This is a genomic window from Pseudomonas silesiensis, assembly GCF_001661075.1.
Lineage (GTDB): Bacteria > Pseudomonadota > Gammaproteobacteria > Pseudomonadales > Pseudomonadaceae > Aquipseudomonas > Aquipseudomonas silesiensis.
This window is the reverse complement of the sequence record NZ_CP014870.1, coordinates 5222601-5249580: the sequence shown is the minus strand read 5'-3', so window position 1 is coordinate 5249580 and position 26980 is coordinate 5222601. Positions and strand designations below refer to the sequence as shown.

The following is a 26980-nucleotide window of genomic DNA, read 5'->3' as shown; positions in this document are numbered from 1 at the left end:
TCGGTCAAAATGTGGGAGCGGGCTTGCTCGCGAAGGCGGACGACCAGACACAAAGTTTCTGGCCCGTACCCCTCATCAAAAGGTCCCGAACATGAGCCTCCACCTGATCATCGGCGACAAACTGCATTCCTCCTGGTCCCTGCGCGGCGCCTTGGCCCTCGACCTGGCCGGCGCCCCCTACACCGAAGAACTGATCAAGCTCAACCAACCAGACACCCGTGAACGCCTGCTCAAGCATTCGCCCACCGCGAAAGTGCCGCTGCTGAAAACCGAGCACGGCACCATCGCCGATTCCCTGGCGATTGCCGAATACCTGGCCGAACAGTTCCCCGACGCCGGGCTCTGGCCCAAAGACACCGCCGCCCGCGCCCAGGCGCGTTCGGCGTGTGCGCAGATGCATTCCGGGTTCTTCGCCATGCGCAACCATATGCCATTCGACCTGAGCCACGACGCCCCGCTATCGCCGATGCCGGTGGACGTGCAGGCAGACATCGAACGCATGCTGGCGTTGTGGGCCGAATGCCGCGCCGTCGCGGCCGAAACCGGTCCATTCCTGTTTGGCGGCGCGACCCTGGCCGACGCGTTTTTTGCGCCGATCGCGGTACGCCTGCGCACTTATCGGGTGAAGCTGCCCCCCGCGGATGAAACCTACATCAACACGATCTACCAATGGCCAGCCTTCAAGGCGTGGCAGAAAGCAGGTCTGGAGGAGGTCGGTCAGTGAAGCGAGTGCACGTAGCCGCCGCCGTCATCCGCGATAGCAGCGGCAAGATCCTCATCGCCCGCCGTGCCGATACCCAGCATCAGGGTGGGCTGTGGGAGTTTCCAGGTGGCAAGGTCGAGGACGACGAATCCGTTGAAATTGCCCTGGCCCGCGAACTCCATGAAGAGTTGGGCATCGTGGTCAGCGTGGCGCGCCCGTTGATCAAGGTGCGGCACGATTACCCCGACAAGCAGGTGTTGCTGGATGTCTGGGAAGTCTCGGGCTTTTCCGGGGAGCCTCACGGCGCCGAAGGCCAGCCCTTGGAATGGGTAGCGCCCCGCGACCTGCCGAACTACGAGTTCCCGGCGGCCAACCAGCCAATCGTTGCCGCGGCACGGCTTCCGGCGCAGTACCTGATCACCCCTGAAAACCTGGAAACGCCGGCGCTGCTGCGGGGCATCCAGAAAGCCATTGCGAGCGGCATCAAGCTGATCCAGCTGCGGGCACCCAACGGCTACGATCCGAAGTACCGCGATCTGGCGGTAGATGCTGCAGGGCTCTGTGCCGGCAAGGCGCAGTTGATGATCAAGGGGCCGTTCGAATGGCTGGGCGATTTTCCGTCTGCCGGCTGGCACATCACCTCAAAGCAACTGCGCAAGTACGCGGCGGCGGGCCGCCCGCTACCGGCATCGCGCTGGTTGGCGGCGTCATGCCATGACGCTGAAGAACTGGCGTTGGCCGAACAGATGGGGGTGGACTTTGTGACCCTGTCGCCGGTGCAGCCGACCATGACCCATCCGGATGCACTGCCGTTGGGTTGGGAACAGGCCTCGGCGTTGATCGAAGGTTTCAGCAGGCCGGTGTTCTTGCTCGGTGGTGTTGGCCCCGCGGAGCAACAGAAAGCCTGGGAAGCCGGGGCGCAGGGTGTGGCGGGGATTCGGGCGTTCTGGCCTGGGGCTTGATCCTGCTGTGAGGCTGCCGGCCTCATCGCGAGCAAGCTCGCTCCCACAGTGGACCGAGTTCTTCCTGAAGAAATGCGATCCACTGTGGGAGCGAGCTTGCTCGCGATGGCGGCCTGTCAGGCGTCGACTAAACCCCCTGGTTTCGCCGCGGGCTGCCAAAGGATTTCCGCCACCCCCTGCCGCTTCGCAATCAACCTCGCCACCACAAACAACAAATCCGACAACCGATTGATATAGGCCAGCCCGACGCCGGCCAACGGCTCGACCGCATTCAACTGCTGACACCGCCGCTCGGCCGTGCGCGCCAGGCTGCGGCAGACATGGGCCTGGGCTATCAACGCCGAGCCACCTGGCAAGATGAAGTTCTCCAGCGGCCCGAGCTCTTCATTCCACAGGTCGATCGCCGTTTCCAGCCGCTCGATCTCCGCCAGATTCAATGCCTGATACACCGGCATCGCCAGTTCGCCACCCAAGTCGAACAAGCGATGCTGGCAAGGCGCCAAGACCTCGATGACCTCGTTCAACCCAGGATATACGTCACTTTCCGCCGCCAACCCGGCCAACAGCACGCCGACCTGACTGTTCAGCGTATCGACTTCGCCAATGGCCTCGATCCGCGGATGGTCCTTGGGCACGCGGCGACCGTCGCCCAGTCCGGTTTCGCCTTTGTCGCCGGTGCGGGTGTAAATCTTCGACAAGCGAAAGCCCATGGTTACCTCGATAGCTGATTGAGTTCTTGAGAGACGAGCGGGGTGCCCGCCAAGGGCAGGCGCAAGGTAAAGCAGGTGCCTTGGCCCAGGGTCGATTGCACTTCCATCTGGCCCTTGTGGTTATTGGTGATGATGAAATATGAAACCGACAAGCCAAGGCCGGTGCCCTGGCCGATTTCCTTGGTGGTAAAGAATGGCTCGAAGGTACGCTTGCGAACGCTCTCGCTCATGCCGATGCCATTGTCCTCGACCTGGATTTCCGCCCAGGGAGGATTCAGCCGGGTGCGCAAAATGATCCGCCCCGGTTCCCGGTCGTCTTCGCGTTGGTGAATCGCTTGGGCGGCGTTTTTCAACAGGTTGAGCAACACTTGCTCCAGTTCGTTGGCGGTGCCGGGTACCGGGCCGAGTTGCGGATCGAACTGGCGGATGATCGCCTGGCCCTTGAAATCGAAACCGATCGCCAGGTCGAAGTCGTTTCCGGCAATTTCCACCGCTTGATCGATCAACGCCGGCAGGTCGCACGGCGCCATCTGCCGGGTGCTGCGGCGGCTGAAGCTGAGCATGTGGGTAACGATCTTCGCCGCCCGGGCCCCCGCCTGTTGAATGCCATCGAGCAACTGCGGCACTTCCCGCGCTTGCAGGTACCGGTTGACCGTTTCCAGTTGAACGCCGATTTGCTCGGCCTGTTCAAGGTTTTTCGGCAGGTCGGGGGACAGGCGTCGACGAATGTTTTGCACGTTGTGCAGGATCGCCCCCAACGGGTTGTTGATCTCGTGGGCCATGCCGGCGGCGAGACCGCCAACCGACAGCATTTTTTCCGACTGCACCATCATTTCTTCCAGGGACAGGCGCTGGGTGATGTCGTCGATCCGGATCACCACGCCACGCCCGGCGCCGCCCATCAGCGGATAGAACGTCAGGGCGTAGTGCCTGGGTTCTTCGTCCTTGAACCAGGTCACGCGCTCGATCTTGGCCACCGTATGCTGTTCGACGGTTAGCTTGAGCTGTGGCAAAAACGGCTTGAGCGGTTCGAAGGCGAGGAAGATCGGCTGGTTCAAGGCCTCGTCCAGGCGCGTGCCGGACAGGGCGCTGGCCTCCTGATTCCACTGGGTGACATAGAGTTGTTCATCGAGAGCAATCAATGCCGAGGGCATGGAGTCGATAATGCTGTTGAGGTAGTTCTGGAATCCGGTGAGCTTCTTTTCGATCTTGCTGCGCACCTGGACTTCCAGTTCCAGCTTGCGATTGGTATGACGGGTTTCTTCGGCCAGGCCCTGGGCCTGGTCGTACGCGGCCTGGGAATCGTCCCGAGCCCGTTTGAGTTGCTGTTCCCTGGCCTCGATGCGCGAGAGCATGGTGTTGAACGCCTCGGCAAGGCTACCGATTTCATCATGGTTGCCGCGAGAGGCGCGCAGGGCGTAGTTCTCCTCCCGGGTCACTTGCCGGGACAATTCTTCGAGTTGATGGATCGGCCGGGTGATCAACCGTTTGATCTGCCGGGCAATCACCAGCCACAAGAGCACACTGAAGATCAGGATCCCGAGGCTGGCGGTCAGGGTGCCGGTGTAGAACGCCATCGGCAATTCGCTGCTGGCCACCAGCAGCAGGTGCCCTGGCGCAGTGCCCGGGCGGGGCAGGGTGATCACTTGATTGCTGCGAAACTCGGTGGCCTGCCAGGATTCGATGTGCCGGTAGCGCTCTGGCAGCTTCAGATTTTCACCATGCTGCAGCTGCGCCAGTCGCTCGCCCTTGCCGTCATAAAGGGCCGCTGCGCGCAGGGGGGAATAGCTGTTGAGTTCGTTGAGCAGGCGTTCGGCGCTTTGCGGCGACTTCAGGGCGTCGGACACCAGGCTCGGGTTGGACACCAGGCGGCCGATGGTCTGCAAGGCCTGGGGGGCCATGCTTTCCTGGGAAATGTAGTACGCGGCGCTGATAAACGTCAGGTTGGCGACCAGCAGGACTGTGGTCAACAGCACCAGCAGGGCGGCCAGCAATTTCTGGCCGACGGGAAGGTTTTCGAGGCGCTGGCGCAATGGCATCAGGTTCATCGCTGATCAGGAACAAGTGGCCAGCGTAGCCGCTGCTCAGTCGCTGGGCAATCCAAGGCTATGCAGATGGGTCCTCAACCGTTGCTGAAGTTGATTGAGGTGCGGCAGGTTCAACTGATGCCGGGAAGCCACTTTGCAGGCGTGACCCAGCAGGTAGCTGATTTCGGTCCGACGGCGGTGGTTGACGTCCTGGTACATCGACGAATAATTGGCGGCAGTGGCGTGGATCACCCGCTCGACTTCCGATTGCAGGTCCTCGGCGGCTGCCGGTTGTCCGCAACGCTCGAGCAGTTCCGTCAGTTCGCCGCAGAGGGTGGCGACTTCGCAATGATGGTCCTGCAGACCGCCGTTGCGACAATCGTGCAGCACGGTCAACGGATTGATCGCACAGTTGAGCGCCAGTTTTCGCCACAGCCTGGTCAGAATGTCAGTGCTCCATTGGTGGGGAATGCCCGCGGCGTCCAGATCGTCCAGCCAGATCGGTGCCACCGGATGTCCGGCGTCCCCCAGCCAGGTGTAACCATGTCCGGCGAATATCACGCGCCAGTCGCCATCGCGAAAGGCACCTTCGGTGCTCGAAGCGCAAATGCAACGTGCCTGCGGCACCTGTGCCGCCACGGCATCCTGACTGCCAAGACCATTCTGCAACAGAATCAGCTCTGCGCCAGGGGCCAGGCGCGGCGCCACTCGGGCCACGGCCTGCTCGGCGTCGTAGGCTTTGCAGGCCACCAGCAGTCGATTGATCGGCTCGCCGCTGTCGGGCGTCTCGGCGGGTACGGGGTAGCATTGGGATTCACCGTGCTCGACCAGGGTCAATCCGCCTGCCACTCCATAGGCCTGCAGGCGCGCGGCGTCGCGCACAATCAGCCGAACCGGTACTTCGGCTCGCGCCAGGCGGGTAGCCCATAAGGTGCCGAGGCTGCCGGCGCCCAGAACATGCCAGGTGGTGGGCATCAGCTTTTTGCTCTGTTTAAGGCGTGCATGGGACGCTCGCAGTGAATGATGGGAAAGACCCGTTATAATCAGCGCGGATTTTAACCGCAAGCCAGGCGTGCTCCATCGTGATCAAGCGCGCCCTTTTATTGGAGAGATTACATGCCGTCGTTCGACGTGGTATCCGAACTGGACAAACACGAAGTCACCAACGCGGTCGAGAACGCCGTCAAGGAACTCGATCGTCGTTATGACCTGAAAGGCAAAGGCAGCTTCGAGTTCAAGGAAAAGGAGCTGACGGTCAACCTGACCGCTGAGGCCGATTTCCAGCTTGAAGCGATGATTGAGATCCTCAAACTGGCCCTGGTCAAGCGCAAAATCGACGTGCAGTGCCTTGAAGTCAAGGATGCCTATGCCTCCGGCAAGCTGATGAAGCAGGAAGCGGTCCTCAAGGAAGGCATCGACAAAGAGCTGGCAAAGAAGATTGTCGCTCACGTCAAGGACGCCAAGCTCAAGGTCCAGGCTGCGATTCAGGGCGAGCAGGTGCGCATCACCGGCAAGAAGCGTGACGACCTGCAAGAAGCCATTGCCGCCTTGCGCGCTAAAACTTTCGACATGCCGCTGCAGTTCAACAACTTCCGCGACTGACTTTCAAGCGGGAACCTATCGGCGTTTTCGGCGTCCGAGGCCCGATGGCAGAAACGGTGAGCCCGCATCGGGCGCGTCTTTTCTGCCGCTCATTTTTCGCGTGCCGGGTAGCCGGGAATCAGGAGAAAGAAGATGGATTTGAATGCTGAAGTGGACAATCTGGTCAAGGCATCCCAAGCCTGGATTCCGATGATCATGGAATATGGCAGTCGTGTGCTGCTGGCGATCATCACCCTGGCCATCGGCTGGTGGCTGATCAACAAGGTGACGCAAAAGCTCGGCGGACTGCTGGCGCTGCGTAACGCCGACCTGGCGCTGCAAGGCTTCATCAGCAGCCTGGCGAACATCATTCTCAAGGTGCTGCTGATTGTCAGCGTGGCCTCGATGATCGGTGTGGAAACTACCTCGTTCGTTGCCGCCATCGGTGCGGCCGGTCTGGCCATCGGCCTGGCGTTGCAGGGCAGCCTGGCGAACTTCGCCGGCGGCGTGCTGATTCTGTTGTTCCGTCCGTTCCGCATTGGCGACTGGATCGAGGCCCAGGGTGTGGCCGGCACCGTCGACAGCATCCAGATTTTCCATACCGTGCTGCGCACCGGCGATAACAAAACCATTATCGTCCCTAACGGCAATCTGTCGAACGGCATCATCACCAACACTAACCGTCAGCCGACCCGCAAGGTTGTGTTTGATGTGGGTGTGGATTACGAAGCGGACTTGCAGAAAGCCCGTGAAGTACTGTTGGAACTGGCGAAGGACCCGCGTGTATTGACCGAGCCTGCTCCGGAAGCCGTCATTTCCACCTTGGGCGACAGTTCGATCACTGTTTCCCTGCGCGTATGGGTGAAAACTGCCGATTATTGGAGTGTGATGTTCATGTTCAATGAACAATCCCGTGATCGTCTGAAAACAGCGGGGATCGATATTCCGTTTCCACAGCGGGTTATTCGAGTCGTTCAGGACTCCGCAACGGCGTAAATGAACGGTTCAGTTCATGTTTGACCCTTCGGTCAGGGGTGTACACGAGAACCCGGTTCGTTAAGCACACTGCAGTGGCAATAAAAAAGGCCCATCCGAAGATGGGCCTTTTTATTAGCGCAAACTAACTGCTTTCGATTACAAGACCGAAATCGGGTAGTCGACGATCAGACGGAACTCGTCGATATCGCCTTCGCCCTGGTCAGTGTTGGCGCGGTGCCATGCTTGACGGATACGGAAGGACAGATCTTTGGCCGGGCCAGTCTGCACTACGTATTTGGCTTCAAAGTTGGTTTCGTGGTGCTTGCCATCTTCACCATACAGACCCGCGTAGGCGCTGTTGGTCGAAGTGCTGGAGCCGTCGATATCCCAGCCTTTCACGTAGCGGGTCATGAAGCTCAGGCCCGGAACGCCGTACTCGGCCATTTTCAGGTCATAACGAACTTGTGCAGATTTTTCGTTCGGACCGTTGAAGTCGGAGTACTGGATGGAGTTGGCGAGGAAGATCGAGTCGCCGCCGCGGTTGTTCTTGCCCACGCCGATGTAGTCGAACGGAGTGTCGCCGTTGACTTTCTGGAAGCCGACGGTGAGGGTGTGCGCTTTCAGGAAGGAGTAAGCGGCTGCCAGCGAGAACGTGGTGTTGCTGATGTCGCCCGCTTCAGCGTCGCCGGAATCGTCAGTGCGGTAGATGTTACCGTCCAGGTTGATCGACTGATCTTCACCCATCGGGATGGTGTAGTTCAGGTTGGCGTAGTACTGGTCCCAGATGTCTTGCAGCTGGGCGCCGTACAGCGATGCGCTCAGGTTTTCAGTGATGCCGTACTTGCCGCCGAAATAATCGATATTGTTGGCTTCAACGCCTGCGTAGTTGGCGTACAAGCCACCTTTGCTGGAGTTTTTGTCCTGGCTGCTTGCCGAGTAGAAGTGACCGGCTTCGAGGTCAAGGTCTTTGATTTCGCTGCTCTGCAGTTGGAAACCGGTAGCAGTTTGCGGAAGGATACGGGAGCCGCCAACAGCGAATACTGGTGCGGTGCTCGGCTGCATTTCACCGAATTTCAGTTCGGTTTTGGAAATGCGAGCCTTGACTGCGCCGCCTGCCTTGCCCTGGCTGTCATTGTTTTCGCCAGCAGCGTTAGTGCTCAGGTTGCCCGAACCGGAGTGCTCGTCGGTACCGTCCAGTTTGACCGACAGGTAACCGAAGGCGTCAACGCCAAAACCTACTGGGCCTTGGGTGTAACCGGAGCTGAATACACCGTGGAAACCCTGGGTCCAGTCTTTATCGTCGACTGCGCCATCTTTCTTGTTACGGTTGAAATAGTAGTTGCGAAGCAGCAAGTCGAATTTTGCGTCTTCAACAAAACCTTTGGCTTCGGCCTGGTCGCCTACGAAAGGTGCGGCTGTTGCCAATTGAGTACTGGCTGCTGCTGCAACTGCCAGTGCGATCATGCTCCACTTCATCACGCGCATCGTGATTTGCTCCTTTGGTTTTAGAAGAGTACTGCCGTCCCACCTGTTTTATTATCTGGGCGGCTCTTTCTTTTTGTGTCGGCGCAAACTTATATCACGCCGACCATGTTGGCGATACTTGCGTACCCCACCTTTCAGCTTCTTTACGGCCCTGTCGCAAATGGCTTGGTAGATGTCGCAAATTTACAGCCCCGACGCAAGTGGAATGACAACTTCAGCGTCGTTTTTCCGGGCTTGAGTATCGGTAAAAAGAGTCCCTGGTGAAACGTTTGAATCTCCATCGGGCAACCCTGCCACTGTTTTTATGTGCCTTGAAGGCTTCCGCTTCCAGCGGACGCTTCAGAGGCGATGTGGGTGTGAATGCAACAAGCGTGCACAAATCAGAAATCTGTTGCGGTTTTTTTCTGAAAACCAGCCTGTCGCAATAAAAACCTCATGAAACCTGGGGTTCAAGCCTGTTTTGTGAGGCCTTGACGCCATGGTACGCATGGTGTTGCGTCACCCTGGCCGACTGCGTGAAACCAAAAACGTTACCGGTTCACCCCGCCGTTGAGTAAACGGCGGATGCCCGTCGCACTCAGCGTAGACGCACTGTGCGGTTTTGGTGCAAAAAATCTTCTAGCTGTACTGATTTCACACAGTGCCGCCCTCGGGAAAATTTGAACACATTCTTGTTAATCAGTCATTTCGGCGTTTTTTCATTCAAGCTGGTTCTGTGTTGGTGCGGCTCGATGAAAAATGTTCCAAGATGGGTCTCTTGTTCATGTTCTGGCTCGCTTGGCGGGGTTCGGCGTGAAGCCCGCGCCGATCGCAGGTATGCTGCCGTCCTGTCGCTTGGTGCGCCGTCTCACGGGGCGGGCGCTAAGCTGAAAATGAATGACCAGGCGGGAGTGCGCGCGATGTTCGCTTTAGATCCACGACTTCAACAAGACACGCTACCGATCGGGGATTTCCCTCTCTGCCGGCTGCTGTTGTCCAACGATTCGAACTATCCCTGGTTCATCCTGGTGCCACGCCGCGAGGATATCAGCGAGATATTTCAGTTGGATGTCGCAGATCAACAGCAGCTGTGGCAGGAAACGACTGCGCTGGCGGAAACGCTCAAGGACTCGTTCGACGCGGACAAATTGAACGTCGCGGCCCTGGGTAACGTCGTCAGTCAGCTGCACATGCATGTGATCGTGCGCAAGCGTGAGGACGCCGCGTGGCCAGCTCCAGTCTGGGGCAAGCACCCGGCGTTGCCTTACAGTGCAGAGCAGATCGCGGTGATACGTGAACGGCTGCGTCTGGTTTTAACCGATGATTTCACGTTTTTGGAGGGCTGAATCATGAGCCTGGAAGCACGCGTTACCGATCTGGAGAGCCAAATGGCGTTTCAGGATGACACCATCCAGGCATTGAATGATGTGCTGGCGGCACAGCAGCGGGTTGTTGAGCGCCTGCAATTGCAGATGGAGGCGTTGCTCAAGCGCCAGGAGGAAATGGTCGGCCAGTTCGAATCCTTCGAAGAAGAAGCGCCACCACCGCACTATTGAACCCGCGGGGCCCAATGGGTGCGCAATAAAAAACCGCGAACAGCCTGGCTGTTCGCGGTTTTTTTCAGCCTTGGATCAGCGTCGCGGCAAAGCGGCGATCACATCTTCGGCTTGCAGGCCCTTGTCACGATTCATGACAGAAAACTCAACGCGCTGGCCTTCGACCAGGACACGATGGCCTTCACCCCGAATAGCCCGGAAATGCACGAAAATATCATCGCCGGAGTCACGGGAGATAAAGCCGAAGCCTTTGGAAGTGTTGAACCACTTGACGGTACCCGTATCGCGGTTGCTCATGTCATAGCTTGGCGTCGCGGCGGCCGGTGACGATTTGTAAAAGCTGATGGCCAGGTGCAGAAGAACGGCGATCAGGGCAGCGATCAGGCTGAACAGAACGGCAGGTTGACCGGCGATGACAGGCATCTTCGCGATCAGCGTCAGGGTTTGCAAGACGACAGCCAGCACCAACAGGGCGCTGACCAGGTTTTGCAACTGATGACGCGCACCTTTGTTCCAGTAAGGAATGACAGGTGCGAGGGTGAGGTTGAGCAGGCCGAAAAAGGCCAGGTACAGCGCATCGGGTTGTTGCAGGTAAGGAACAGCTTCGGGTTGCAGGCTAGGGATGAAGGACAGCAGCAGGGCCGCTGCGCCCATTAGCAGGTGGACGATTTTCAACATTTTGATTAACTCACGTTAAGACGGATCACAAGGAAGAGCTGACGAAGCACGGTTCGCTTCAGAACAATAAGAGGCGTTGGACACGTACCCGCTATCAGCCTATGCGCAGCACCCGGAAAAATAGAGGCCGACGACACACTGCCTATTTAACAGCAAAGCTGCAGGCTACTCAAATCAAGGAGTCCGGTGGTCGATCGGGGACGATTTGTCGCAGATCGCCGGGACATCCAGGGCTGCGGCGTGGCGACGGGCTTGAGCGTGATGCTGCAGCTGTCGGATGGATTTCACCACCTTATAGGGGCTCGCATGGCAATCGATATCGGGCAGGTGTCGTTCGCGCTTGAATGATTCGGCACCAGGTTGTGTGGGAAAAGGTTCTGACCAAGACAAACTCCATGATCTGTCTTCATCTGTTGGCTTATCCTACGTCGATGGTCATAAAGTCATCTGGAGATAACTTTGCACCTGCGTTTTTATAAGAATCGCAACAGGGCTCTTAAAAAAACCCGGCATGGCAAAGGAGTGTCAACGGTATGGTTAATGAAGGCAGGCAAAGCGAGGTAAGGGATGGTCCTCCATCCAAGGATATAAGGATCGATCCGTTTGTCAGCGAGTTTGACATGGGGCTGGCCCAGCCATTATCCCGGTCAGTGCGTTTGAATGGTTTTGCGACCTGTTTGCGGCTTGAACAGGTTTATTGGGATATTTTAGGCGAAATGGCCAAGGTCAATCGCTGTTCGGTCAGTGCGCTGCTGTCTCACGTGGACCGTCAAGTGCATTTGCGGCACGGCGGGGTGAAGAATTTCAGCGCGCTGGTGCGGGTTGTCTGTGTGGTACACAGCTTGAAGGAGGGGAATTGCCCGGTTACGGCCTGACGGTGGCGGTGGAACGCGTCGAGTGTCGATCTGTGCAGTCTTACGGCTGCACAGGCTGCATTTAATGGATATAATCCCGCTCTTTGCCGCAAAACCCAGCGTGTGCGGTAGCAATCTGATCGCCGAGACAACCCCCATGCCGATGTACGACTATCAATGTGCTTCCTGTGGTCATCAGTTGGAAGCCATTCAAAAGATCAGCGCAGCACCGCTGGTCGACTGCCCTGCCTGCCAGGCGCCAGAGCTCAAGAAGATGCTGTCCATGCCGGGCTTCCGCCTCAGCGGCACCGGCTGGTACGAAACCGATTTCAAGACCGGTTCGAAGAAGAACCTGGCCGGCGGCGACAAAGCTGACTAGGGTTCAAGACCTGAGTTGAACGACTACGCGTGAGCTCTTGCACCCTCTGGCACCTTTCACAAGGGCGGATATGAGCAAGGTCTCCAAACGAATTTCGAATTACGAGAAGCGAAACCACTACCATGATGCGCAGCCATTATTGCGGCCAACTGAACGAAAGCCTGGAAGGCCAGGAAATTACCCTTTGCGGATGGGTTCACCGACGCCGTGACCACGGTGGGGTGATTTTCCTCGATATCCGTGATCGTGACGGTCTGGCCCAGGTGGTGTTCGACCCGGACCGCGCCGAATCCTTCGCCGCCGCCGATCGCGTGCGCAGCGAATACGTGGTCAAGATCACCGGCAAGGTTCGCCTGCGTCCGGCCGGTGCCACCAACGCCAACATGGCGTCGGGCATGATTGAAGTGCTGGGCTACGAGCTGGAAGTATTGAACGAAGCGGAAACCCCGCCGTTCCCGCTCAACGAGTTCTCCGACGTCGGCGAAGAAACCCGCCTGCGTTATCGCTTCCTCGACCTGCGTCGCCCGGAAATGCTCGAGAAACTGCGTCTGCGCTCGCGCATGACCACCAGCATCCGTCGCTTCCTGGACGAGAACGGCTTCCTCGATGTCGAGACGCCGATTCTGACCCGTGCCACGCCAGAAGGCGCTCGCGACTACCTGGTGCCGAGCCGTACTCACGCCGGTAGCTTCTTCGCCCTGCCGCAATCGCCACAGCTGTTCAAGCAGCTGCTGATGGTTGCCGGTTTCGATCGTTACTACCAGATCGCCAAGTGCTTCCGCGACGAAGACCTGCGCGCCGACCGTCAGCCGGAATTCACCCAGATCGACATCGAGACCAGCTTCCTCGATGAAAAAGAGATCATGGGCATCACCGAACAAATGATCCGCAACCTGTTCAAGGAAGTGCTGGACCTGGAGTTCGGCGACTTCCCGCACATGACCTTCGAAGAGGCTATGCGTCGTTACGGTTCCGACAAGCCGGACCTGCGTAACCCGCTGGAACTGGTTGACGTTGCCGATCAACTGAAAGAAGTCGACTTCAAGGTGTTCAGCGGCCCTGCCAACGACCCGAAATGCCGCGTTGCCGCTCTGCGCGTTCCAGGTGCGGCAAGCATGCCGCGCAGCAAGATCGACGACTACACCAAGTTCATCGGCATCTACGGTGCCAAGGGCCTGGCGTACATCAAGGTCAACGAGCGCGCGAAGGGCGTCGAGGGGCTGCAATCGCCGATTGTCAAAAATATCCCTGAAGCCAACCTCAATGTGATCCTGGATCGCGTTGGCGCGGTTGACGGCGACATCGTGTTCTTCGGTGCCGACAAAGCCAAGATCGTCAGCGAAGCCCTGGGCGCGCTGCGGATCAAGGTCGGTAACGACCTGAACCTGCTGACCTGCGAGTGGGCCCCGATGTGGGTGGTCGACTTCCCGATGTTCGAAGAGAACGACGACGGCAGCTTCACTGCATTGCACCACCCGTTCACCGCGCCGAAGTGCACGCCGGAAGAACTGGAAGCCAACCCGGCGACCGCGCTGTCCCGTGCCTACGACATGGTGCTGAACGGCACCGAACTGGGTGGCGGTTCGATCCGTATCCACCGCAAGGAAATGCAACAGTCGGTGTTCCGTCTGCTGGGTATCAGCGAAGCGGAACAGGAAGAGAAGTTCGGCTTCCTGCTCGACGCCCTGAAATACGGCGCGCCGCCGCACGGTGGCCTGGCCTTCGGTCTGGACCGTCTGGTGATGCTGATGACCGGCGCCCAGTCGATCCGTGAAGTGATCGCCTTCCCGAAAACCCAGAGCGCGGCTTGCGTCATGACTCAGGCTCCGGGTCTGGTGGATGCCAAGGCATTGCGCGAATTGCACATTCGTCTGCGCGAAACGCCAAAAGCTGAGTAAGGCTGACCTGAAGGGCGCCTCTTCGGATGCGCCCTTTCTTTTTAGACAGGTCGAGATTTTTGTTTGCCGGCTGGCGCATCATGGCGCGGCGGGCAATGTTTCAAAGAGAATTCGGAGCGAGTTATGGCGGGTCATTCCAAGTGGGCGAACATCAAGCACCGCAAAGAACGTCAGGATGCCAAGAAAGGCAAGATTTTCACCAAGTGGATTCGTGAACTGACTGTCGCCGCCCGTCAGGGTGGCGGCGATCCGGGTTCCAACCCGCGTTTGCGACTGGCGCTGGACAAGGCCCTTGGCGCGAACATGAGCCGGGACATCATCGACCGTGCGGTGGCTCGCGGCGCCGGTGCTGCCGACACCGACGACATGGTCGAACTGACCTACGAAGGCTACGGCCCGGGTGGCGTGGCGGTGATGGTCGAGTGCATGACCGACAATCGCAACCGCACCGCAGCCGCTGTTCGCCATGCGTTCAGCAAGTGCGGCGGCAACCTTGGTACCGACGGTTCGGTGGCTTACCTGTTCGAGCGCAAGGGCCAGATCTCCTTCGCGCCGGGCGTCGATGAAGACGCGCTGATGGAAGCGGCCATGGAGGCCGACGCCGATGACGTGGTTACCCACGAAGACGGGTCCATCGACGTGTTCACCTCGTTCGCCGGTTTCTACTCGGTGCGTAACGCCCTGGAAGCCGCCGGGTTCAAAGGTGATGACGCGGAAATCGTCATGCTGCCGACCACCAGTGCCGAACTGGACCTGGAGGGCGCCGAGAAGGTGCTCAAGCTGATCGACATGCTTGAAGACCTGGATGATGTGCAGAACGTCTATTCCAATGCCGACATTCCAGAGTCAGTGGCCGCACAGCTCGGATAAGGGCAACTATTATTCAATGTGGGAGCGGGCTTGCTCGCGAATGCGGATTTTCAGGCAACATTGTTGCTGAATGTGGAACCGTATTCGCGAGCAAGCCCGCTCCCACATTTGTTATTCGTGTATTGAATACCGTGTTTTTTCTGAACCCGCAGGCGTTATGACTTTAATTCTTGGTATCGACCCCGGTTCGCGCATTACCGGGTATGGCGTGGTATCCGATACCGGCCGTGGCTGCGTATACGTGGCGTCGGGTTGCATCCGCACCGGTTCTGGCGAGTTGCACGAGCGCCTGCAAATCGTCTATCGCAGCGTGCGCGAAGTCATCCAGACCTACGGCCCGGTGACCATGGGCATCGAAAAGGTGTTCATGGCCCGCAACGCCGACTCGGCGTTAAAGCTCGGCCAGGCCCGCGGCGCAGCTATCGTTGCCGGCGCCGAAGAAAACCTGGAGATCGCCGAATACACCGCCACCCAGGTCAAACAGGCCGTGACCGGCACCGGCGCTGCGAATAAAGAGCAGGTGCAGATGATGGTCATGCACATGCTGAAGTTGACCAGCAAGCCGCAAATCGATGCCTCGGACGCCCTGGCCATTGCCATTTGCCATGCTCACACCCGTTCCAGCCTGTTACCCCATGGCCTGGGCGCCGCACGCAGTCGTGGCGGGCGCCTGCGTCTCTGATAGCATCAGCAATCATTTTTATGGAGTGAGGGTTTTGCGCCTGGGTCGTCGGCGCAAACCCCTTGTTCTGTCAGTCGCCAGCACTGATCTGGCCAACGCTCAAGGATCTGAAACGTGATTGGACGCTTGCGCGGCACACTGGCTGAGAAACAGCCGCCGCACCTGATTCTGGATGTAAATGGTCTGGGGTATGAGCTGGAAGTGCCCATGACCACGCTGTATCGCTTGCCGTCGGTCGGTGAACCGCTGACCTTGCACACCCATTTAGTCGTACGCGAAGACGCGCAGTTACTCTATGGCTTCTTCGGCAAGCGTGAGCGAGACTTTTTTCGCGAGTTGATTCGTCTCAATGGTGTAGGCCCGAAGCTGGCCCTGGCCTTGATGTCGAGTCTGGAAGTCGACGAGCTGGTGCGTTGCGTGCAGTCCCAGGACACCTCGGCCCTGACCAAGGTGCCTGGCGTGGGCAAGAAGACCGCCGAGCGCTTGCTGGTGGAACTCAAGGACCGCTTCAAGGCCTGGGAAACGGTACCGGCGATGTTCGCCCTGGTGCCAAACCAGCCGGGCGGGCCAGACGCGGCTCCGGTCGCCACCGCCGAAAATGACGCGGTCAGCGCGCTGATTTCCCTGGGCTACAAGCCGCAGGAAGCCAGCAAGGCGATTTCTGCGATCAAGGAGAAAGGTTTGAGCAGTGAAGACATGATTCGTCGTGCCCTGAAGGGAATGATTTAAGTGATTGAAGCCGATCGTCTGATCGCCGCCACGGGTGTTCCCCGTGACCGCGAGGAAGTCCAGGACCGGGCCATTCGCCCCGTCAGCCTGGCCGAATACATTGGCCAGCCGACTGTTCGCGAGCAGATGGAGTTGTTCATCCAGGCGGCCCGTGGACGTAAGGAGTCCCTGGACCACACGCTGATTTTCGGCCCGCCGGGCCTGGGTAAAACCACCCTGGCCAACATCATCGCCCAGGAAATGGGGGTGTCGATCAAAAGCACTTCGGGGCCCGTGCTTGAACGCCCGGGTGACCTGGCCGCGCTACTGACCAACCTTGAGCCTCACGATGTGTTGTTCATCGACGAAATCCATCGGCTCTCGCCGATCGTCGAAGAAGTGCTGTACCCGGCAATGGAAGATTTCCAGCTCGACATCATGATCGGCGAAGGGCCGGCCGCGCGTTCGATCAAGCTCGATCTGCCGCCGTTCACCCTGGTCGGTGCGACGACGCGGGCCGGGATGCTGACCAATCCGTTGCGTGACCGTTTCGGTATCGTCCAGCGCCTGGAGTTCTACAACACGGCCGACCTGGCAACGATTGTCAGCCGCTCGGCGACCATCCTCGGCTTGCCGCTGGACCCGGAAGGCGCCTTTGAAATCGCCCGCCGTGCCCGCGGCACCCCGCGGATCGCCAATCGCCTGCTGCGCCGGGTGCGGGACTTTGCCGAGGTTCGCGCCAAGGGCCACATCACCAAGCCGATCGCCGACCTGGCGTTGAACCTGCTGGATGTCGACGAACGTGGCTTCGATCACCAGGACCGGCGTCTGCTGTTGACCATGATCGAGAAGTTCGACGGTGGCCCGGTCGGGGTCGATAGCCTCGCCGCGGCGATCAGCGAAGAGCGCCACACCATCGAAGACGTGCTGGAGCCCTACCTGATCCAGCAGGGCTACATCATGCGCACACCGCGGGGGCGGGTGGTGACGCGGCATGCATACCTGCATTTCGGCTTAAACATTCCGTCACGATTGGGCGAGATGCCCGTGGTAGACGAATTCCTCGATGCCGTGGACGATTAATTAACTTTTGCGCGCTGAATTTTCGGGCATTGTGCTGTCCTAGGACCGTACTTTCGCGAGAAAGCCGCAGAACAATGAAAAACAGTTGCCTGGCCGGATTGGCAACCTGAGGAGTAAGCACTAGAGTATGCGCGCGCAAAACGGGCTTGGGCCTTTCGCATTTCGTTGTCGCGTTTATTACGAGGACACCGATGCGGGCGGCATCGTGTATTACGTCAATTACCTCAAGTTTATGGAACGGGCTCGAACCGAGCGGCTCCGGGAGCTGGGCTTTGCCCAGTCGGCGCTGGCAGGTGAGGACCTGTTGTTTGTCGTGCATTCCAGCGAAGCGCGTTACCACGCGCCGGCGCGACTGGACGACGAACTGCTGGTAAGCGCCGAGGTAATCGAATTGAACCGTGCCAGCTTGCGCTTCAAGCAGCAGGTCAGGCGGGCTACGGATAATGTGCTGCTCTGCGAAGGGCAGTTTCTGGTGGCCTGTGTGCGCACTGACAGTTTAAAACCCCGGGCCATTCCCGAAGCTCTACGTACGGCCTTTGCCGTCGTGAGCGGCGCGGGTACACACTCAAAGCAGGAGATAAAGCGTGGAAGCTAACGTCGTCGACCATTCCTCCATGTGGAGCCTGGTCAGCAATGCCAGTATCGTGGTGCAACTGGTAATGCTGATCCTGGTAGCCGCATCGGTGACTTCATGGATCATGATCTTTCAGCGCAGCAACTTGCTGCGCGCCGGTCGACGTGCCCTGGAGAGCTTCGAGGAGCGTTTCTGGTCGGGCATCGACTTGTCCAAACTCTACCGCCAGGCGGGCAGCAACCCTGACCCGGATTCGGGCGTCGAGCAGATCTTCCGCGCCGGTTTCAAGGAGTTCTCCCGTCTGCGCCAACAGGCTGGCGTCGATCCGGAAGCGGTCATGGAAGGCGTGGCCCGTGCCATGCGCGTCGCCATTTCCCGTGAAGAAGAAAAGCTCGAGCAGAGCCTGCCGTTCCTCGCCACCGTCGGCTCCGTCAGCCCGTACATCGGTCTGTTCGGTACGGTCTGGGGCATCATGAACTCCTTCCGTGGCCTGGCCACTGCCCAGCAAGCGACCCTGGCAACTGTCGCGCCAGGCATCGCCGAAGCACTGATCGCCACCGCGATCGGTCTGTTCGCCGCGATCCCGGCCGTTATCGCTTACAACCGTTTTGCTGCCCGCAGCGAAACCCTGCTGGGCCGTTACTACACCTTCGCCGATGAATTCCAGGCGATCCTGCACCGCAAAGTGCACACCAGCGAAGAATAAGCAGGTAATTTCCAATGGCTTTAATCGCTCGAGCTCGCAAAAAGCGCAAGCCGGTCGCCGAGATGAACGTGGTGCCCTACATCGACGTGATGTTGGTACTGCTGGTCATCTTCATGGTGACCGCGCCGATGCTCAATCAGGGCGTGAAAGTTGATCTGCCCAAGGTTTCCAGCGAAGCCTTGCCGCAGGACAACAACACCCAGGTCCTGACCATTTCGATCAAGGCTGACAAGACCTATTACTGGAACCTTGGCAGCGAAGTCGACACCGAAAAGCAGCAGGACAAGGCCATGACCTTGCCGCAGATGACCAGCGCGGTGACCAAGATCATCAGCGCCGGCAACAGTAACGGCAAGCGTACCCAGGTGTTCATTCGTGGCGACAAGACTGTCGATTACGGTGCCGTCATGGGTGCCATGGGCGGGCTGCAGAAAGCCGGGGTCGGTAATGTTGGCTTGATTACCGAGGCACCCTGATGCAGCAAATGCGAGAGCCGTCCGCCTCGGAAAGCTATTTCTGGCCTAGTGTCTGGGCGCTGGTCTTGCACGTGCTGGTTTTTGGCATGCTGTTCGTCAGTTTTGCCTTCACACCGGAACTGCCGCCGGCCAAGCCTATTGTCCAGGCGACCCTGTACCAATTGAAATCGAAAAGTCAGGCGACCACCCAGACCAATCAGAAGATTGCGGGTGAGGCGAAGAAATCCGCCGCGCGCCAGACCGAAGTCGAACAGATGGAACAGAAAAAGATCGAGCAGGAAGCGATCAAGGCCGCGGAACAAAAGAAGGAAGACACCGCTCAAAAAGCCGAAGAATCCAAGAAGGCCGACGAGACGAAGAAAGCGGAAGAGGCAAAAAAGGCTGATGAGGCCAAGAAAGCCGATGAAGCCAAGAAAGCCGATGAAGCGAAGAAGACCGCCGAAGCCAAAAAGGCCGAAGAGAAACAATTGGCTGATATAGCCAAGAAGAAGTCTGAAGAAGAAGCCAAGAAAGCGGCTGAAGAAGAGGCCAAGAAAGCGGCCGCTGAAGAAGCCAAGAAAAAGATCGTCGAAGACGCGAAGAAGAAAGCCGCGGAAGACGCCAAGAAAAAATCCGAAGCTGAAGAGGCGAAGAAGAAAGTCGCCGAAGACGCGAAGAAGAAAGCTGCTGCTGCCGATGCGGCGAAGAAAAAGTCGCAGGAAGCGGCGCGCAAGTCCGCCGAAGACAAAAAGGCCCAGGCCTTGGCAGATTTGCTTTCCGACACGCCGCAGCGTCAGCAGGCCTTGGCGGATGAGCAGGGTGACGAAGTCGCCGGCAGTTTCGATGACCTGATTCGTGCTCGTGCAGCGGAAGGCTGGGCTCGTCCACCTTCGGCGCGCAAAGGCATGACGGTCGTGTTGCAAATCGGCATGTTGCCGGACGGCACATTGGCGACGGTCAGCGTGGCCAGGTCCAGCGGCGATGGTCCGTTCGACGCTTCGGCGGTTGCAGCGGTCAAGAATATTGGACGTTTGACAGAAATGCAGGGAATGAAACCGAGCGATTTCGCTCCCTATCGTTCATTCAAGATGACATTCACACCTGAGGATCTAGCCTTGTGAGAAACCTTCTTCGAGGAATGCTTGTCGTTATCTGCTGCCTGGCAGGTATGGCGACAGCAGATGAAAAAAACATTCTGGTTACCAGCGGCAGCGATCGGGCTACTCCGATCGCCGTCGTTCCATTCGGCAACCAGGGCGGCAGCTTGCTGCCGGACGACATGGCTGAAATCATCGGTAACGACCTGCGCAACTCGGGGTATTACTCGCCGATTCCAAAGCAGAACATGATCAGCCAGCCGAGCCAGGCCAGCGAAATCATCTTCCGTGACTTCAAGGCGCTGGGTGCCCAGTACGTCATGGTCGGCAGCGTTGCACCGGCGGGCGGTCGCCTGCAGGTTCAATACGCACTGTTCAACGTCGCCACCGAACAGCAAGTGTTGACCGGCAGCGTCTCGGGCAGCGTCGATCAACTGCGCGACATGTCGCACTACATCGCCGACCAGTCGTTCGAAAAACTCACCGGTATCAAAGGTGCGTTCTCGACGCGTCTGCTGTACGTGACCGCCGAGCGCTTCTCCGAGAAGAACACGCGCTACACCCTGCAACGTTCGGACTATGACGGTGCACGCGCCGTGACCCTGCTGCAGTCGCGCGAGCCGATCCTGTCGCCGCGTTTCGCACCGGATGGCAAGCGCATCGCCTATGTCTCGTTCGAGCAGAAGCGTCCGCGCATTTTCATGCAGAACATCGACACCGGTCGCCGTGAGCAGATCACCAACTTCGAAGGCCTGAACGGTGCGCCAGCCTGGTCGCCGGATGGCAATCGCCTGGCGTTCGTACTGTCCAAGGACGGTAACCCGGACATCTACGTGATGAACCTGGGTTCGCGCCAGATCACCCGTGTCACCAATGGTCCGGGCATCAACACCGAGCCGTTCTGGGGCAAGGATGGTTCGACCATCTACTTCACCTCCGACCGTGGCGGCAAGCCGCAGATCTACAAGACCAGCGCCGGTGGCGGTGGTGCGGAGCGTGTGACCTTCATCGGTAACTACAACGCCAACCCTAAACTGTCGGCAGACGAAAAGACCCTGGTCATGATCCATCGCCAGGAAGGCTTCACCAATTTCAAGGTGGCGGCCCAGGATTTGCAGCGCGGCAGTGTAAAGATACTCACTGATAGCACTCTGGACGAGTCGCCTACTGTTGCGCCCAACGGCACCATGGTAATCTACGCCACCCGCCAGCAGGGCCGGGGAGTCTTGATGCTCGTGTCCATTAATGGACGCGTGAGGCTCCCGCTTCCTACCGCACAAGGCGAAGTCAGAGAACCGTCCTGGTCCCCTTACCTGAACTGACGCGGCGCTACACGTTGTACTTAACACATTGGGGTTCATTAGGAGTTTCACGATGGAAATGCTGAAGTTTGGTAAGTTTGCTGCTCTGGCACTGGCTTTGTCCGTAGCCGTTGGTTGCTCGTCCAAAGGCGGCGACAATGCCGGTGAAGGCGCAGTGGCTGTTGATCCAAACGCTGGTTACGGCGCAAACACCGGTGCCGTTGATGGTTCCCTGAGCGAAGAAGCTGCTCTGCGCGCCATCACCACTTTCTACTTCGAATACGACAGTTCGGACCTGAAGCCAGAAGCCATGCGCGCTCTGGACGTTCACGCCAAGGACCTGAAAGCAAACGGCGCTCGCGTTGTTCTGGAAGGCAACACCGACGAACGTGGTACTCGTGAGTACAACATGGCACTGGGCGAGCGTCGTGCGAAAGCCGTTCAGCGTTACCTGGTACTGCAAGGCGTTTCCCCAGCTCAGCTGGAACTGGTTTCCTACGGCGAAGAGCGTCCAGTTGCTACCGGCAACGACGAGCAGTCCTGGGCTCAAAACCGTCGCGTCGAACTGCGTAAGTAATTCGCCATGCGAACGTGCCGTCGTGCTGTAACTGTCTTGGCTCTCAGCCTCGCCCCGCTTGCGGTGTGGGCTGCGGTTCCTGTGGTCGAGGACAACTCCGGCTATAACAATAGCGGGAGCAGTTATCCGCCTGCAGGTTACGGTACGAACGGCGCCTATGCCGGGGGAGGGGTTTCGGCCCCTGTCTCGGCACAGGGCGAGCTGTTCAACCAACTGCAATCGATGCAGGAGCAGATCTCGCGCCAACAAGGCGTCATCGAAGTTCTGCAAAATGATGTAGCGCGCATGAAGCAAGAAAGCCTGGAGCGATATCAGGATCTTGATCGGCGCATAGGATCCGGCGTTGCACCAGCCGCGACTCCTGATAATTCTTCCACCGGTGGCGATTTGAACGCCCCCGGTGCAGCAGCCGGCGCAGGTGCGGGAGCGGCTGCTCAAGCGCCAGCGGCGGGCAGCGAACCGGCGGATCCGGCGAAGGAAAAACTGTATTACGATGCAGCCTTCGACCTGATCAAGGCCAAGGATTTCGACAAGGCCAGCCAGGCTTTTGCCGCATTCCTGCGCAAATACCCGAACAGCCAGTACGCGGGCAACGCCCAGTACTGGTTGGGCGAAGTGAACCTGGCCAAAGGCGATCTGCAAGGCGCTGGCCAGGCATTTGCCAAGGTTTCGCAGCTGTACCCAAAGCACAACAAAGTGCCTGATTCGCTGTACAAGCTCGCTGATGTGGAACGTCGCCTTGGTCATCCCGACAAGGTCAAAGGCATTTTGCAACAGGTTGTGTCGCAGTTTCCGGGCACTTCCGCTGCTCAGCTGGCCCAGCGCGATCTGCAGAAAATGTAAGGCTGCTTGACCTGTTTCGAAGAAACCCGCGCTTGCCGCGGGTTTTTTCGTTAGAATTCACGCCCTTTTTATGAAACACGCTTTTTGGGATCTGCGCGTTGGCGGGGTTCCTTGAAGTGCCTGACGGAGGCGGACAGCCTGTTTAGCTGTCATGCCCGTGGCGACTATGCAAGACACATTGAGAATCACCGAAGTTTTCTACTCGTTGCAGGGTGAAACGCGGACTGCCGGGCTGCCCACTGTTTTTGTGCGCCTGACCGGTTGCCCATTGCGTTGCCAATACTGCGACAGCGCCTACGCGTTCACGGGCGGCACCGTTCGCCCGCTCGATGACATCCTCGAGCAAGTGGCCGGTTTTCGGCCGCGCTACGTGTGTGTCACCGGTGGCGAGCCGTTGGCACAGCCCAATGCCATCCCTTTGCTCAAGCAGTTGTGTGACGCCGGTTACGAGGTGTCGCTGGAAACCAGCGGCGCCCTGGATATCTCGGCGGTCGATCCGCGGGTCAGTCGCGTCGTCGATCTGAAAACCCCGGGTTCGAAAGAAGCACACCGCAACCGCTACGAGAACATCGAACTGCTTACTCGCAACGATCAGGTGAAGTTTGTCATCTGCTCGCGGGAAGACTATGACTGGGCCGTGTCCAAGCTGATTCAGTACGGTCTGGATCAGCGTGCCGGCGAAGTGCTGTTCTCACCAAGCCATCATGACCTGAACGCCAGGGACCTGGCGGACTGGGTGGTGGCGGACAACCTGCCAGTGCGCCTGCAATTGCAGCTGCATAAATATCTTTGGAATGACGAGCCGGGGCGCTGAAATGACTGAGCAACTGAACACTACGGAAAAACGTGCGGTCATCCTGCTGTCCGGCGGCCTGGACTCGGCCACTGTCGTAGCGATGGCGCGTGCTGAAGGCTACAGCTGCTACACCATGAGCTTCGACTACGGCCAGCGGTCCCATGCAGAGCTCTATGCCGCAGAGCGTGTGGCTCGCGACCTGGGTGTGGTCGAACACAAGGTGATCGGCCTGAACCTGAACGGTATCGGCGGTTCTGCACTGACCGACAGCAGCATCGACGTGCCGGAAGTGGCGGGCGAGGGCATCCCGGTAACGTACGTGCCGGCGCGCAACACGGTGTTTCTGTCCCTTGCACTGGGTTGGGCTGAAGTGCTCGGCGCGCGTGACATCTTTATCGGTGTGAACGCCGTGGATTACTCCGGCTATCCGGATTGCCGTCCCGAGTTCATCGAGTCCTTCGAGCGCATGGCTAATCTGGCGACCAAGGCCGGTGTAGAAGGGAACGGTTTCCGTATCCAGGCACCCCTGCAGAACTTGAGCAAGGCACAGATCGTCAAGGCTGGCGTGAAGTTGGGTGTCGATTATGGCCTGACGGTTTCCTGCTATCAGGCCGACGATAATGGCCGTGCCTGCGGCAAATGCGACAGCTGCCGCCTGCGTGCAGAAGGCTTCGCGGCGGCCGGTATCAGCGACCCAACCCCTTATTTTTGATTTATTTTAAATTAGGTGTTGAATAGTCCTTAAAAATCAGTATTATACGCGCCACCACACAGCGGGTCGTTAGCTCAGTTGGTAGAGCAGTTGGCTTTTAACCAATTGGTCGTAGGTTCGAATCCCACACGACCCACCATTTTTGTAGCAGTTTTAAAAGTCTGGAAGGCCCACGCAAGTGAGGATTTCCGGATTTTTTTTTGCCCGCGATTTGAGTTCGGCTCGGTCCGGGCTGCACCGTGTAACACATGTCAGAATCATCTTTTGCATCCACGGGATATTCTGTAGCCTTGCGCAGCTTCTACGTTGTCCATGCCTGATGACACTCACTCTCCCGGCGGTACCCTGAAGGGTCCGGAGCCGGGTGTATACTCGACTTTCGCGCGAAAGCGCCTGCAGGTCTTGCGAACATGACGCAGATTTCCGAACGCCTTCTGGTTCAAGCCCACCTCGATGCCAAGCAGCCCAAGCCGCTGACGGCCGAGGAAGAGGCCTACTATCGCACTGCCATTGCTGCCGAGCTCAAGGCTCAGGACGCGGTGCTGGTTGCGCATTTCTATTGCGATCCGGTGATTCAGGCCCTGGCCGAAGAAACCGGTGGCTGTGTCTCCGACTCGCTGGAGATGGCCCGCTTCGGCAATGCTCATCCGGCCAAGACCGTGGTGGTCGCCGGTGTCAAGTTCATGGGCGAGACGGCCAAGATCCTCAATCCTGAAAAACGCATCCTGATGCCGACCCTGGAAGCCACCTGCTCCCTGGACCTGGGATGCCCGGTGGACGAGTTCTCGGCGTTCTGCGATCAGCACCCTGAACGCACTGTGGTGGTGTATGCCAACACCTCGGCGGCGGTCAAGGCGCGGGCGGACTGGGTGGTGACGTCCAGCTGCGCCCTGGAGATCGTCGAAAGCCTGATGGATAACGGCGAAACCATCATCTGGGGCCCGGACAAGCATCTGGGCACCTACATCCAGCGCCAGACCGGTGCGGACATGTTGCTGTGGGACGGTGCCTGCATCGTTCACGAGGAGTTCAAATCCAAGCAGCTGGAAGACATGAAGGCGCTGTACCCGGATGCTGCGATCCTGGTGCATCCGGAATCGCCGACCGCGGTGATCGAACTGGCGGATGCCGTCGGTTCCACCAGTCAGCTGATCGCGGCGGCGCAAAGCCTGCCGAACAAGACCCTCATCGTCGCCACCGACCGCGGCATCTTCTACAAGATGCAGCAGCTGTGCCCGGACAAGGTCTTTATCGAAGCGCCAACGGCCGGTAACGGCGCAGCGTGCCGCAGTTGCGCACATTGTCCGTGGATGGCGATGAACACCCTTGAGCGCACGCTGAAGAGCTTGAAGGAGGGGACGAACGAGATCTTTGTCGATCCGGCGTTGATTCCCCAGGCGATTCGGCCGTTGAAGCGGATGCTCGACTTTACCCAGGCTGCGCGGATGAAGTTGGCCGGTAACGCCTGAGATCTGTCAGACAAGTCACAGAACCTGTGGGAGCGGGCTTGCTCGCGAAAGCGGTGTGTCAGACAACTTCAAAGTCGACTGACACACCGCTTTCGCGAGCAAGCCCGCTCCCACAGTGGTTTTTGTATGGCTGAATTACTTGGTCTTCTTCGGGATACGAACGAGCTGCGTGTCGGAATACATGTCATGCCAGCTGCGCTTGCGCTTGTCAAACAGCGACCAGAAGAACCCCAGCCCGACGCATAGCAAGGATGCAATCGACACCACAAAGCGCAACAGCGCCTGCCACAGGCTGATGGATGTGCCGTCGACGTTCTGCACGCGGATGCCCCAGACCTGCATGCCCAGGGTCTGGCCGGACCAGGTCCAGAACTTGGCGAAGAAGCCGAACAGCACGAACAGCAGCACCGTCGACAGCAGCGGGTCACCGTCCAGTGCGCCCGCTTCGGTCAAGGCGCGCATTCTGTCTTCGCCGATAATTGCCATCTGAATGATCTTGTAAACGCCGCTGGTGACGATGAGCAGGGCGGTACACAGCAGGAAATCATAGAACATCGCTGCCAGGCGACGCCCCAGGCCAGCGGCGGGAAACTCGCCTTGGGGTTTGAGCAGGTGTTTCGACATGACAGGGCTCTCGGCGGAAAAAAGAAGCCATTTTACGGATTTATGCGCACAAAAAAGCCCCTGATGTCACCATCAGGGGCTTTTTCGTTACAGAAGATCAGGCTTCTGCCTGTACCTCGTCAGCCTGCATGCCTTTCTGGCCTTGCACAGCAACGAAAGTCACTTTCTGGCCTTCTTTCAGGCTCTTGAAGCCGTTGCCCTGGATGGCGCGGAAATGCACGAACAGATCCGGACCGCTTTCAGGAGTGATAAAACCAAAACCTTTCTCGTCGTTAAACCACTTGACGGTACCGCTCTGACGTTGGGACATTTCTTATTTCCTTGACGCAAAAAATTAATGACAGTCTCCTTCTCATGAAAGAGTACTGGGGCTGGTTGCAGGAGAGTAAGAAGACGTCGAACGGGATGTAGCTAACTTGTAGGCTACTGCCCAGGTCACGATTCCAAGCGACCCATGCAAACACAGTGAACAAACTCTACGCCAACTACGGGAGAAAAAACAAGCCCTGTGAAGGGCCCGGATTTGCTAGCGTCGACCCGTATGGGGCGCAACTAGTGCTGGCTTATGCGTTAGAGGTGTTCAGTTGTTTTCAAACGTTATAAGCAAGGTTCATAAACGAAGCTTAGAGCAGCGCAGGTGCACTGTTTTATGGCGGTTGCGTTACACATTAGTGCACTATTAACGCAACCGCG

At 58.5% G+C, this 26980-nt stretch carries 31 protein-coding genes and 1 tRNA gene; 25 read left to right on the top strand and 7 right to left on the bottom strand.

The annotated features are described in order from the left end of the window. Positions 1–91: 91 nt before the first annotated feature. On the top strand, positions 92–724 hold the full coding sequence (locus PMA3_RS23345; RefSeq protein ID WP_064679400.1) for a glutathione S-transferase family protein: 633 nt from the start codon (positions 92–94) through the stop codon (positions 722–724). Next, the gene (locus PMA3_RS23340; protein ID WP_064679399.1) at positions 721–1665 is read left to right on the top strand and encodes a Nudix family hydrolase; all 945 of its coding nucleotides are present in this window, start codon (positions 721–723) and stop codon (positions 1663–1665) included. Before PMA3_RS23345 ends, PMA3_RS23340 begins: the two co-directional genes overlap by 4 nt. Before the next feature lie 116 nt (positions 1666–1781). On the opposite strand, the gene PMA3_RS23335 is transcribed toward PMA3_RS23340, so the two are convergent. Genes PMA3_RS23335 through PMA3_RS23325 form a run of 3 tightly spaced genes read right to left on the bottom strand, consistent with a single transcriptional unit; the run spans position 1782 to position 5377 of the window. Next, the gene (locus tag PMA3_RS23335) at positions 1782–2375 is read right to left on the bottom strand and encodes a cob(I)yrinic acid a,c-diamide adenosyltransferase (protein ID WP_064679398.1); all 594 of its coding nucleotides are present in this window, start codon (positions 2373–2375) and stop codon (positions 1782–1784) included. Between the two features lie 2 nt (positions 2376–2377). Beyond that, a complete protein-coding gene (locus PMA3_RS23330) occupies positions 2378–4414 on the bottom strand; it encodes a sensor histidine kinase (protein WP_064680790.1) in 2037 nt (678 codons plus the stop codon). A 45-nt stretch (positions 4415–4459) separates the two neighbouring features. Further along, positions 4460–5377, bottom strand: a complete 918-nt coding sequence (locus tag PMA3_RS23325) for a putative 2-dehydropantoate 2-reductase (protein ID WP_064679397.1) — start codon at positions 5375–5377, stop codon at positions 4460–4462. A 141-nt stretch (positions 5378–5518) separates the two neighbouring features. Between PMA3_RS23325 and PMA3_RS23320 the strand changes: the two genes are divergently transcribed. Next, entirely contained in the window at positions 5519–6004 is a 486-nt protein-coding gene (locus PMA3_RS23320) for a YajQ family cyclic di-GMP-binding protein (protein WP_007933288.1), read from the top strand. A 132-nt stretch (positions 6005–6136) separates the two neighbouring features. Beyond that, positions 6137–6979 (top strand): mechanosensitive ion channel family protein, encoded by an 843-nt coding sequence (locus PMA3_RS23315; protein ID WP_064679396.1) that lies wholly within the window; start codon positions 6137–6139, stop codon positions 6977–6979. Positions 6980–7117: 138 nt separating this feature from the next. On the opposite strand, the gene PMA3_RS23310 is transcribed toward PMA3_RS23315, so the two are convergent. Beyond that, on the bottom strand, positions 7118–8446 hold the full coding sequence (locus PMA3_RS23310) for an OprD family porin (RefSeq protein ID WP_064679395.1): 1329 nt from the start codon (positions 8444–8446) through the stop codon (positions 7118–7120). Positions 8447–8706: 260 nt separating this feature from the next. Between PMA3_RS23310 and PMA3_RS32715 the strand changes: the two genes are divergently transcribed. The 3 genes from PMA3_RS32715 (at position 8707) to PMA3_RS23300 (ending at position 9981) form a co-directional block, all read left to right on the top strand. After that, the gene (locus tag PMA3_RS32715; protein WP_161491156.1) at positions 8707–8874 is read left to right on the top strand and encodes a hypothetical protein; all 168 of its coding nucleotides are present in this window, start codon (positions 8707–8709) and stop codon (positions 8872–8874) included. A gap of 471 nt (positions 8875–9345) precedes the next feature. Beyond that, entirely contained in the window at positions 9346–9771 is a 426-nt protein-coding gene (locus PMA3_RS23305) for an HIT family protein (RefSeq protein WP_064679394.1), read from the top strand. A 3-nt stretch (positions 9772–9774) separates the two neighbouring features. Further along, a complete protein-coding gene (locus PMA3_RS23300) occupies positions 9775–9981 on the top strand; it encodes a SlyX family protein (RefSeq protein WP_064679393.1) in 207 nt (68 codons plus the stop codon). A gap of 75 nt (positions 9982–10056) precedes the next feature. Here PMA3_RS23300 and PMA3_RS33455 read toward each other — a convergent pair whose 3' ends face one another. Next, a complete protein-coding gene (locus PMA3_RS33455; protein ID WP_064679392.1) occupies positions 10057–10659 on the bottom strand; it encodes a cold-shock protein in 603 nt (200 codons plus the stop codon). Between the two features lie 533 nt (positions 10660–11192). On the opposite strand from PMA3_RS33455, the gene PMA3_RS23290 reads away from it, so the two are divergent. The 18 genes from PMA3_RS23290 to nadA all read left to right on the top strand — a co-directional run bounded on the left by PMA3_RS23290 (position 11193) and on the right by nadA (position 25663). After that, entirely contained in the window at positions 11193–11534 is a 342-nt protein-coding gene (locus tag PMA3_RS23290) for a ribbon-helix-helix domain-containing protein (protein WP_064679391.1), read from the top strand. A gap of 136 nt (positions 11535–11670) precedes the next feature. Next, positions 11671–11892 (top strand): FmdB family zinc ribbon protein, encoded by a 222-nt coding sequence (locus PMA3_RS23285; protein ID WP_010457489.1) that lies wholly within the window; start codon positions 11671–11673, stop codon positions 11890–11892. Positions 11893–12014: 122 nt separating this feature from the next. After that, the gene (aspS, locus tag PMA3_RS23280; protein WP_064679390.1) at positions 12015–13790 is read left to right on the top strand and encodes an aspartate--tRNA ligase; all 1776 of its coding nucleotides are present in this window, start codon (positions 12015–12017) and stop codon (positions 13788–13790) included. 123 nt (positions 13791–13913) lie between these two features. Beyond that, complete coding sequence (locus PMA3_RS23275) at positions 13914–14660, top strand: YebC/PmpR family DNA-binding transcriptional regulator (RefSeq protein ID WP_008072427.1); 747 nt, start codon at positions 13914–13916, stop codon at positions 14658–14660. A gap of 157 nt (positions 14661–14817) precedes the next feature. After that, positions 14818–15342, top strand: a complete 525-nt coding sequence (ruvC, locus tag PMA3_RS23270; protein ID WP_064679389.1) for a crossover junction endodeoxyribonuclease RuvC — start codon at positions 14818–14820, stop codon at positions 15340–15342. A gap of 114 nt (positions 15343–15456) precedes the next feature. After that, positions 15457–16071 (top strand): Holliday junction branch migration protein RuvA, encoded by a 615-nt coding sequence (ruvA, locus tag PMA3_RS23265; RefSeq protein ID WP_064679388.1) that lies wholly within the window; start codon positions 15457–15459, stop codon positions 16069–16071. Then, positions 16072–17133 (top strand): Holliday junction branch migration DNA helicase RuvB, encoded by a 1062-nt coding sequence (ruvB, locus tag PMA3_RS23260; RefSeq protein WP_064679387.1) that lies wholly within the window; start codon positions 16072–16074, stop codon positions 17131–17133. It abuts the gene before it with no gap. 127 nt (positions 17134–17260) lie between these two features. After that, positions 17261–17728, top strand: a complete 468-nt coding sequence (ybgC, locus tag PMA3_RS23255; protein ID WP_064679386.1) for a tol-pal system-associated acyl-CoA thioesterase — start codon at positions 17261–17263, stop codon at positions 17726–17728. Next, entirely contained in the window at positions 17718–18413 is a 696-nt protein-coding gene (gene tolQ, locus PMA3_RS23250; RefSeq protein ID WP_052964284.1) for a protein TolQ, read from the top strand. Before ybgC ends, tolQ begins: the two co-directional genes overlap by 11 nt. A 23-nt stretch (positions 18414–18436) precedes the next feature. Further along, the gene (gene tolR / locus PMA3_RS23245; protein ID WP_162493657.1) at positions 18437–18889 is read left to right on the top strand and encodes a protein TolR; all 453 of its coding nucleotides are present in this window, start codon (positions 18437–18439) and stop codon (positions 18887–18889) included. Next, on the top strand, positions 18889–19989 hold the full coding sequence (gene tolA / locus PMA3_RS23240) for a cell envelope integrity protein TolA (RefSeq protein WP_064679384.1): 1101 nt from the start codon (positions 18889–18891) through the stop codon (positions 19987–19989). The genes tolR and tolA overlap by 1 nt, the downstream gene beginning before the upstream one ends. Before the next feature lie 47 nt (positions 19990–20036). Further along, a complete protein-coding gene (gene tolB, locus PMA3_RS23235; protein WP_420848535.1) occupies positions 20037–21287 on the top strand; it encodes a Tol-Pal system beta propeller repeat protein TolB in 1251 nt (416 codons plus the stop codon). 52 nt (positions 21288–21339) lie between these two features. Then, a complete protein-coding gene (pal, locus tag PMA3_RS23230; RefSeq protein ID WP_064679382.1) occupies positions 21340–21843 on the top strand; it encodes a peptidoglycan-associated lipoprotein Pal in 504 nt (167 codons plus the stop codon). A 6-nt stretch (positions 21844–21849) separates the two neighbouring features. Beyond that, entirely contained in the window at positions 21850–22686 is an 837-nt protein-coding gene (gene ybgF / locus PMA3_RS23225) for a tol-pal system protein YbgF (RefSeq protein WP_064679381.1), read from the top strand. Between the two features lie 166 nt (positions 22687–22852). Then, positions 22853–23500, top strand: coding sequence for a 7-carboxy-7-deazaguanine synthase QueE (gene queE / locus PMA3_RS23220; protein WP_064680789.1), 648 nt, complete (start codon positions 22853–22855; stop codon positions 23498–23500). A gap of 1 nt (position 23501) precedes the next feature. After that, on the top strand, positions 23502–24194 hold the full coding sequence (queC, locus tag PMA3_RS23215; RefSeq protein ID WP_064679380.1) for a 7-cyano-7-deazaguanine synthase QueC: 693 nt from the start codon (positions 23502–23504) through the stop codon (positions 24192–24194). 63 nt (positions 24195–24257) lie between these two features. Continuing rightward, a tRNA-Lys gene (locus tag PMA3_RS23210) sits at positions 24258–24333 on the top strand. Positions 24334–24604: 271 nt separating this feature from the next. Next, positions 24605–25663 carry a quinolinate synthase NadA gene (nadA, locus tag PMA3_RS23205; protein ID WP_064679379.1) on the top strand — a complete coding sequence of 353 codons (1059 nt, stop codon included), beginning with the start codon at positions 24605–24607 and terminating at the stop codon, positions 25661–25663. 135 nt (positions 25664–25798) lie between these two features. On the opposite strand, the gene PMA3_RS23200 is transcribed toward nadA, so the two are convergent. Continuing rightward, positions 25799–26287, bottom strand: coding sequence for an RDD family protein (locus tag PMA3_RS23200; protein WP_064679378.1), 489 nt, complete (start codon positions 26285–26287; stop codon positions 25799–25801). A 97-nt stretch (positions 26288–26384) separates the two neighbouring features. Continuing rightward, on the bottom strand, positions 26385–26597 hold the full coding sequence (locus PMA3_RS23195) for a cold-shock protein (protein ID WP_003175786.1): 213 nt from the start codon (positions 26595–26597) through the stop codon (positions 26385–26387). Positions 26598–26980: the final 383 nt, after the last annotated feature.

Excerpts from the sequence above, each read along its gene's own strand:
- PMA3_RS23345 (WP_064679400.1), top strand. The coding sequence starts at position 92 with ATGAGCCTCCACCTGATCATCGGCGACAAACTGCATTCCTCCTGGTCC.
- PMA3_RS23335 (WP_064679398.1), bottom strand. The coding sequence starts at position 2,375 with ATGGGCTTTCGCTTGTCGAAGATTTACACCCGCACCGGCGACAAAGGC.
- PMA3_RS23330 (WP_064680790.1), bottom strand. The coding sequence starts at position 4,414 with ATGCCATTGCGCCAGCGCCTCGAAAACCTTCCCGTCGGCCAGAAATTG.
- PMA3_RS23325 (WP_064679397.1), bottom strand. The coding sequence starts at position 5,377 with ATGCCCACCACCTGGCATGTTCTGGGCGCCGGCAGCCTCGGCACCTTA.
- PMA3_RS23320 (WP_007933288.1), top strand. The coding sequence starts at position 5,519 with ATGCCGTCGTTCGACGTGGTATCCGAACTGGACAAACACGAAGTCACC.
- PMA3_RS23315 (WP_064679396.1), top strand. The coding sequence starts at position 6,137 with ATGGATTTGAATGCTGAAGTGGACAATCTGGTCAAGGCATCCCAAGCC.
- PMA3_RS23310 (WP_064679395.1), bottom strand. The coding sequence starts at position 8,446 with ATGCGCGTGATGAAGTGGAGCATGATCGCACTGGCAGTTGCAGCAGCA.
- PMA3_RS23305 (WP_064679394.1), top strand. The coding sequence starts at position 9,346 with ATGTTCGCTTTAGATCCACGACTTCAACAAGACACGCTACCGATCGGG.
- PMA3_RS23300 (WP_064679393.1), top strand. The coding sequence starts at position 9,775 with ATGAGCCTGGAAGCACGCGTTACCGATCTGGAGAGCCAAATGGCGTTT.
- PMA3_RS33455 (WP_064679392.1), bottom strand. The coding sequence starts at position 10,659 with ATGTTGAAAATCGTCCACCTGCTAATGGGCGCAGCGGCCCTGCTGCTG.
- PMA3_RS23290 (WP_064679391.1), top strand. The coding sequence starts at position 11,193 with ATGGTTAATGAAGGCAGGCAAAGCGAGGTAAGGGATGGTCCTCCATCC.
- PMA3_RS23285 (WP_010457489.1), top strand. The coding sequence starts at position 11,671 with ATGCCGATGTACGACTATCAATGTGCTTCCTGTGGTCATCAGTTGGAA.
- aspS (WP_064679390.1), top strand. The coding sequence starts at position 12,015 with ATGATGCGCAGCCATTATTGCGGCCAACTGAACGAAAGCCTGGAAGGC.
- PMA3_RS23275 (WP_008072427.1), top strand. The coding sequence starts at position 13,914 with ATGGCGGGTCATTCCAAGTGGGCGAACATCAAGCACCGCAAAGAACGT.
- ruvC (WP_064679389.1), top strand. The coding sequence starts at position 14,818 with ATGACTTTAATTCTTGGTATCGACCCCGGTTCGCGCATTACCGGGTAT.
- ybgC (WP_064679386.1), top strand. The coding sequence starts at position 17,261 with ATGCGCGCGCAAAACGGGCTTGGGCCTTTCGCATTTCGTTGTCGCGTT.
- tolA (WP_064679384.1), top strand. The coding sequence starts at position 18,889 with ATGCAGCAAATGCGAGAGCCGTCCGCCTCGGAAAGCTATTTCTGGCCT.
- tolB (WP_420848535.1), top strand. The coding sequence starts at position 20,037 with ATGGCGACAGCAGATGAAAAAAACATTCTGGTTACCAGCGGCAGCGAT.
- pal (WP_064679382.1), top strand. The coding sequence starts at position 21,340 with ATGGAAATGCTGAAGTTTGGTAAGTTTGCTGCTCTGGCACTGGCTTTG.
- ybgF (WP_064679381.1), top strand. The coding sequence starts at position 21,850 with ATGCGAACGTGCCGTCGTGCTGTAACTGTCTTGGCTCTCAGCCTCGCC.
- queE (WP_064680789.1), top strand. The coding sequence starts at position 22,853 with ATGCAAGACACATTGAGAATCACCGAAGTTTTCTACTCGTTGCAGGGT.
- queC (WP_064679380.1), top strand. The coding sequence starts at position 23,502 with ATGACTGAGCAACTGAACACTACGGAAAAACGTGCGGTCATCCTGCTG.
- nadA (WP_064679379.1), top strand. The coding sequence starts at position 24,605 with ATGACGCAGATTTCCGAACGCCTTCTGGTTCAAGCCCACCTCGATGCC.
- PMA3_RS23200 (WP_064679378.1), bottom strand. The coding sequence starts at position 26,287 with ATGTCGAAACACCTGCTCAAACCCCAAGGCGAGTTTCCCGCCGCTGGC.
- PMA3_RS23195 (WP_003175786.1), bottom strand. The coding sequence starts at position 26,597 with ATGTCCCAACGTCAGAGCGGTACCGTCAAGTGGTTTAACGACGAGAAA.